This is a genomic window from Alteromonas sp. G4i13 (genome assembly GCF_054960505.1).
This window is the reverse complement of sequence record NZ_JBHNYX010000002.1, coordinates 179,755-185,849: the sequence shown is the minus strand read 5'-3', so window position 1 is coordinate 185,849 and position 6,095 is coordinate 179,755. Positions and strand designations below refer to the sequence as shown.

Sequence of the window (6,095 nt, the reverse complement as noted above, 5' to 3'; positions counted from 1 at the left end):
TGGGGGAGACCATATACAGGCCCTAATTATGTTCCCACGAAAACGGATTGTAGTGTCGCAATGCTGGCGTGGTGTTGACTCCGTTGCCATTCTCAGAATCTAACGTAAGCTCGGCGCGCTTTATCAGCGTTTTTTGCAGTTCAGTGCGAAACCCTTTGGTCTCTTTCCATAGCTCGTTAAGCCCTTGTGGGGTATTACCTTGTAAATCTAGCGCAAGTAGCGGACCGAGTTTGTCATAAGCGCTTTGTAATCTGAGTGCTTGCTCTTTATTGTAAGCTTCTTCTTCATCTGTCGCTTCCCAGTTAATAAACGGGGCTTTTTGCGCAGTTGTCATTGCAGGAAAGCGAGAGAAATACTGAATGTACTCCGATAAGGGGATGCTGTCAGCGCGCCCCCATATATCCATTGACGTTCTGTTTAACAATGCGCTGGTTTTAGGTTCAACCACCATTACTGTTGGTGTGGCGTAATAAATGGGGTAGTCAAATCGCTCGGTTATATTTCTTCTGTCTTCAAGTGTTCCCACATCAACAAATACGGTTTCATAATGAGCGCGTAGAATCAGGTCCATTTCCTTTGTCGCAAAACGCTCAGCTAAGCCAGTACTGTCGTGGCACCACTGAGCACCCAGTACAACCAAAAGTAATTTGCTTTGTTCCACAGCTCGCTGCTGTGCATTGACCACATCTTGATAGGGTGATGCAGACGGAGCGTAAGTGTAAGGACTTTCATTTTGAGTACTTACACAGCCATTTAACGTGGTGAAAGTGGCAATTAGGACAGCAATGTTCAGGCACTGTCTAAAAAAGCGGGCTCGGCGAGTAATGAAATTTTTTTGCATACGGTTATCAAAATAGTAGTTAAATCAACAGCAATGTAGCATAAAAAGGGTGCAGCGACGCACCTAAAACGCAGTGGAGTAACTTAAGCACTGTAGGGCAAAGTCAGGCAAACTCGGGTGCCTGTTGGTTTGTTCTGGGAAATATCAAACTCACCATTTATCAACTTTGCGCGTTCTCTCATCGACAGCAGGCCGAGTGTGGGTTCAGCGTTTGCTAGTTGGGCAATATGCTCAGGGATGCCGCCGCCGTCGTCAGTAACGATAAATACGGCACTGTGTTGCGCATAGTTGATATCAATGCTGAGCGACGTCGCATTGGCATATTTTATACTGTTTGTCACCGCTTCCTGCACAATTCGATAGATATGTATTTTCTGGTCTGAATCGAACGGTACTGGCGTGCCGCTAACGTTAAACGAATAATCTATGTTTGCGCGCTTGAGCGTGGTAAAAATCTCTGAACGTTGGATCACGCTTTCAATGGGAAGTGTATCAATACCGGACGGACGTAATCCCCCTAAGCTTTTCTTCATTGCGTGGTATAGAGCATCTATCTTATTGAGCATCATGTCGTTGTCGCTTTCTCTGCTATCTAACGACAGTTGAAGTTTCAAATCGACTATGCGGTGACCAAAGTCGTCGTGTAAATCCCGCGATAAGCGCTTTCGTTCATCTTCTTGCACTACCACTAATTGACTGGCCAGTGCTTGAGCGCTTTGCACCGATACTTCAAGATCCTCGTTTTTCTTCGCAAGCTTCATATTCAGCAAGGTAGATTGGTTAATTGACGCACCTAAAATGAGGCAACTTGTACATGATGCTAAGATGTAAAACTGATGCTCAATGGGAGGAAGTGCGCTCTGGTTTGCCACCACGAACGCAGTAATACCTATGAGTAAACACGAAAACGCACTGCCAACTATGGCATAGCGATACGATAAAAAGAGCGTGGGGAAAACCGCTAGATACTTAACCTGATAGCTGATGTTAATTTGTTGGGAGTAGGCATAGCTGCTCAGCATCAGCAAAACCAGCCAAGCGATTGTTGTAAGGTACAGTACTAAGTGACTCTTGGGGATAGAAGGCCGTTTATATAATGCGAAAAGAAAAGGACAAAGAACAACAATTCCTACAAAGTCACCCAATGAAAAATCAAACAAAATAGAAAGAAAAACCTCTATGCCTGTTTGCAGTTCAATAGCCCTTCTGCCCAAAAATACCGCCCCAAGAGCAACACTTATAAGAACACCAAAAGCCAACGTGGCAAGGGTGCTGGAAACATTGTCTATATAAGGTGCGCTAAAGCGACGTCTGAATAAATAAACGCATGTACAAATTACTGCGGGTGACAGCACTAAATGGACTAAATACCAACCTATGGTTCCACTTAAAAACGCCGTATTGTCGAGAATGCCACCGGGGTGAAATAAAATGAAGTGGGTTGATTTTTCTGCGATGAGTAGCAGTGGCCAGCTGTAAATTGGCAGTAGTAAAAACGCCGCCAGGCGAACTCCAGCAGGCAAATACCAGCTCACCGTACCTGAAATAATTTCAAATTGGGTGCTGAACAACCACACGCCGTGAAATAGCGCGGTATAACCTAATCCCATTAGTAAATAGGTAACGTTGAAATACCGCGTTAGATTCATCAATTTGCTTTGACTAGCGTATCGTCGTAGATAACGTCAGAAACGTCCAGGTACCCAGTTTCTAACGCAATTCTAAGTAAACCAAATTGTGAGGTTACATTGAGTTTCTTGTAAATATTAGTTCTGTGAACCATCACTGTTTTCGGGGCAGTGTCTATGTAGTAGGCAATCTGTTTTGGCTGGAATCCTTTTGCTAACAGTAAGAAAATTTCCTTTTCCCTTTCAGTAAGGATAGAGGTTAGCTGTTTATCACCGAAAGCTAACTTTTTACTAATATCTGTGCTTAGATAATTCTCGTCTTTTTCTAGAGATTCCAACGCGTCCATTAACTCTTTGGTGGCGGCATTCTTTGTAACGTAGCCATCGGCGCCGAGTTCAAGCGCTTTACTGATATAGCCTACATGATCATACATGCTCAGCATTAGGCACTTTATAAACGGCGAGTCTTTCTTGATTTTTATTAGCGTGTCGAAACCACTTTCCTGTGCTAGTGATATATCTAGAATGGCAACGTCAATATCGTCTAACGTAGCGAAGGAGGGAAGAGCATCCAGAGAGCTTACTGCGTAGGAAACATGCCAGCCATACTCTTGCTCGATGAGTGTTTTAATGCCATCCCTTACAATTTCGTGATCGTCAATAATGAGTATGTGCATGAAAAAATGCTTATTATTTCTTAATGCATCAAGTGTACGTTGTATTTGGCTTATAGTGAATAAGCCGATGGCTTAGATTGGTGCTCTCTTTAATTCTCAGAATAAAAAAAGCCGGCCTATCCTTGGCCGGCAATTGCTTAACTCTTAACTGTTCAGCGTATCATTCGCCAACTGTCACGAAGAGCGCGTCAGCGATACGCAAACTACATTAAAGGTTTACAGACACTGGTGCAGAGCATGCAGAGGTTTCATCACAAACCATATAAGTATACTCACCAGGTTGAACGCCTCTGCTTCTGTCGCGATAACGTCCAGTGTTGCTTACTTCTTCAAGTAGCTCACCGTTGCGATAAATCATTACAGTATCGGCCATCGAGCCACTATATGATAAATCTACGCGTAACGAACCGAATCGAGACAGCATAGCGCGGTCAATTTCTGCAACAATGTTGCTATCTGAAACTGATACGGTTTCTGTTGATACGCCAGTTTGGCCTTCAGAGTCGGTAACCGTAAGGGTTACGTCATAGGCGCCAGTGCTCGCGTAAACATGCGTTGGGTTCTCTTCCGTTGAAGTAGAGCCATCGCCAAAGTCCCAGCTATAGCTGACAATGTCGTCATTAACGTCGTTACTGTTATTAGTAAAGCTTACTGATAATCCTGAAGCGTCATAGGTAAACGCAGAGTTAGGCGGTGTTGGGCCTACTTCACCAATACCGGTCACCACAAGGCTCCATGTGTTAACAGTGCCGTTGTCACCGTTGAACGTATCAAGCACGTTCAAGGTCCAATCGCCTGTTGCTACTTCGCCGTTAAAGGCATCAGAGTTATAGCTCTCAACGATATCATCTGTAGCGCCACCTTGATTCTGACGAAGAACGGTGGTCGTACCCTGAGGAGAGGTCAGTGATAGTACGAGATCTCCGCTATAGGTGTGTGTGATATTTACCGACGCCTGCATACCGAATACGGTTAAGTCGTCAGGAACGTTAATCACTAGGTCCACGCCGACATCGTCTGGATCTTCTTCATTCGGTAACGTAGGTACAGCATCACCAGAATACGCGTAAGGGAATTCGTTTAGTCCTTGAGGGTAAACATAAAGATTCGCTGATTTAGATTTCTCAATATCACCGCTTACACCGTTCACCGTAAAGCTGTATGGACCCCAAGGCGTATCTTCAGATGTCTCTACGGTCAGTGTTACCGTATCGCCAGGCATTGCCGAGCTTGCACTTAAAGATGCGATATCACTTGGCTCTGCAAGCGATAGCTGTACTTCTTCTTCGTAGCCAGCAATTGAACCAACTTCAATAGTGAAGGTGTAGGTCTCACCCGCTTCAATTTCAGCTGAACCAGGTGTAATGCCCAGTTTAAAACCTGGAGTTGGATCAGCTTCTTCAAGTGCGTTAAGTACATTTAGGCGGTTACCAGATACGGTGCGACCATCAGCCCATAGGCTAGTTTCACCTGTAGACATTAACAGCTCTTTCATTTCAGATGGCGTAAGTTCTGGGTTTAGTGACCACACAAGTGCTGCTGCACCCGCAACATGTGGCGTTGCCATTGATGTGCCTGAGTATGCCGCATAGCCGTTACCTGGGACTGTAGATAGGATAGCTGTACCTGGCGCCGCGATGTCTACAGTTTCAATACCGTAAGAGTAGCCGCTGTCTCCGTCAGTACGAGTGTGGCTAGCAACTGCAAGCAGACTGTTTGTTGTAGTGACATAGTTAGACGGGTAGTTATCTACGTTGTCGTTGTTTGAACCAGAGTTACCTGCCGCAGCAACAAACAAAATACCCGCTTGGCCAGCTTCTTCAATAGCAGTTTCTAGCGCTTCACTATAGCCGCCGCCACCCCAGCTGTTGTTGGTAGCTTTAATATTGATGCCGCGGTTCTCTTTAAGGTCGGTGAAGTAATCGATACATTCAATAGCGCCAGCGGTTGAACCGCCGTCAGGACCTAAGAATTTACATGCAGCGATTGACACGTCATGGTTTACACCGACCACGCCAATTCCGTTTCCGCCCACAGCGCCAATTGTCCCGGCCACATGCGTACCGTGAGAATCGTCGTCCATAGGATCAGAATCGCCGTTAAAGGCATCGATACCGTAAACATCGTCAATATAACCGTTGCCGTCATCATCAATACCGTTTCCAGCAATTTCACCTGGGTTAACCCACGCGTTATCTGCAAGGTCTTCATGATTGTAGTCAACACCCGTATCGATAACGCCGATGACCACATCGCTATCACCGGTTGTAATATCCCATGCTTCTGGCGCGTCAATATCCACATCTGCAGTACCGCCGGCTTGACCGGTGTTATTCAAACCCCATAGGTCACCATAAGAAGGATCGTTAGGTACCAGAGCTTTGCGGTACAAGAAGTTTGGCTCGGCGATTTTAACCGCAGGATTTTTCTTTAAGATTTCTATGGCGTCTTTTACAGACTTGCCACGAAGTTCCAGTTTGGCAATACGACCATTTAAAAGGTTAGAGAAGCGATCATCTACCTCATCACGGTTTGCGTCACTAATTCGTGCACCTACCGAAGAGCGAGCGCGCATCTTTTCCGCTTTGCTTACATTTTCTTTGTACACAACGATAACGCTATCGTCGAAAATTTCGGCTTTTGCGGCGTGTGCATGACTAGATACCATTAGCGGTAGAAGGGCTAATGACAGTGCTGAAAGGCCTGTTTTAAAAGGCTTTGTTTTCATAATTAGATTCCATAATTAGCAATAATGCTTTAATCACAGAACCTTCTCGTTCGGTCTGATATAACTAACGGTTAAAACTTATAACGCAAATTTAAAAACCTGCCACCCCTAACAGTAAAATTTGCTCAAAAATACTACTTAACCACTAGGAAAAAGTGAGAAGAGAAGCCCAAAGTGGTACTTAATTACTATGATTTTTGACAGGTAGTTCTGATCTCTAT

The 6,095-nt window shown here is 44.9% G+C and carries 4 protein-coding genes; all 4 read right to left on the bottom strand.

The genetic code is table 11. The features are described from left to right. Window positions 1–22: 22 nt before the first annotated feature. The 4 genes from ACFI6J_RS01790 to ACFI6J_RS01775 all read right to left on the bottom strand — a co-directional run bounded on the left by ACFI6J_RS01790 (window position 23) and on the right by ACFI6J_RS01775 (window position 5,874). Window positions 23–841 (bottom strand): thioredoxin family protein, encoded by an 819-nt coding sequence (locus tag ACFI6J_RS01790; protein ID WP_014977389.1) that lies wholly within the window; start codon window positions 839–841, stop codon window positions 23–25. Window positions 842–924: 83 nt separating this feature from the next. Next, window positions 925–2,490, bottom strand: coding sequence for an ATP-binding protein (locus ACFI6J_RS01785; protein WP_069944948.1), 1,566 nt, complete (start codon window positions 2,488–2,490; stop codon window positions 925–927). Then, window positions 2,490–3,146, bottom strand: a complete 657-nt coding sequence (locus ACFI6J_RS01780; RefSeq protein ID WP_069944947.1) for a response regulator transcription factor — start codon at window positions 3,144–3,146, stop codon at window positions 2,490–2,492. Before ACFI6J_RS01780 ends, ACFI6J_RS01785 begins: the two co-directional genes overlap by 1 nt. 208 nt (window positions 3,147–3,354) lie before the next feature. Continuing rightward, entirely contained in the window at window positions 3,355–5,874 is a 2,520-nt protein-coding gene (locus ACFI6J_RS01775; protein WP_014950703.1) for a S8 family serine peptidase, read from the bottom strand. Window positions 5,875–6,095 lie beyond the last annotated feature (221 nt).

Bases quoted from the DNA above. Each gene is read 5' to 3' on its own strand.
- ACFI6J_RS01790 (WP_014977389.1), bottom strand. From the start codon at position 841: ATGCAAAAAAATTTCATTACTCGCCGAGCCCGCTTTTTTAGACAGTGC.
- ACFI6J_RS01785 (WP_069944948.1), bottom strand. From the start codon at position 2,490: ATGAATCTAACGCGGTATTTCAACGTTACCTATTTACTAATGGGATTA.
- ACFI6J_RS01780 (WP_069944947.1), bottom strand. From the start codon at position 3,146: ATGCACATACTCATTATTGACGATCACGAAATTGTAAGGGATGGCATT.
- ACFI6J_RS01775 (WP_014950703.1), bottom strand. From the start codon at position 5,874: ATGAAAACAAAGCCTTTTAAAACAGGCCTTTCAGCACTGTCATTAGCC.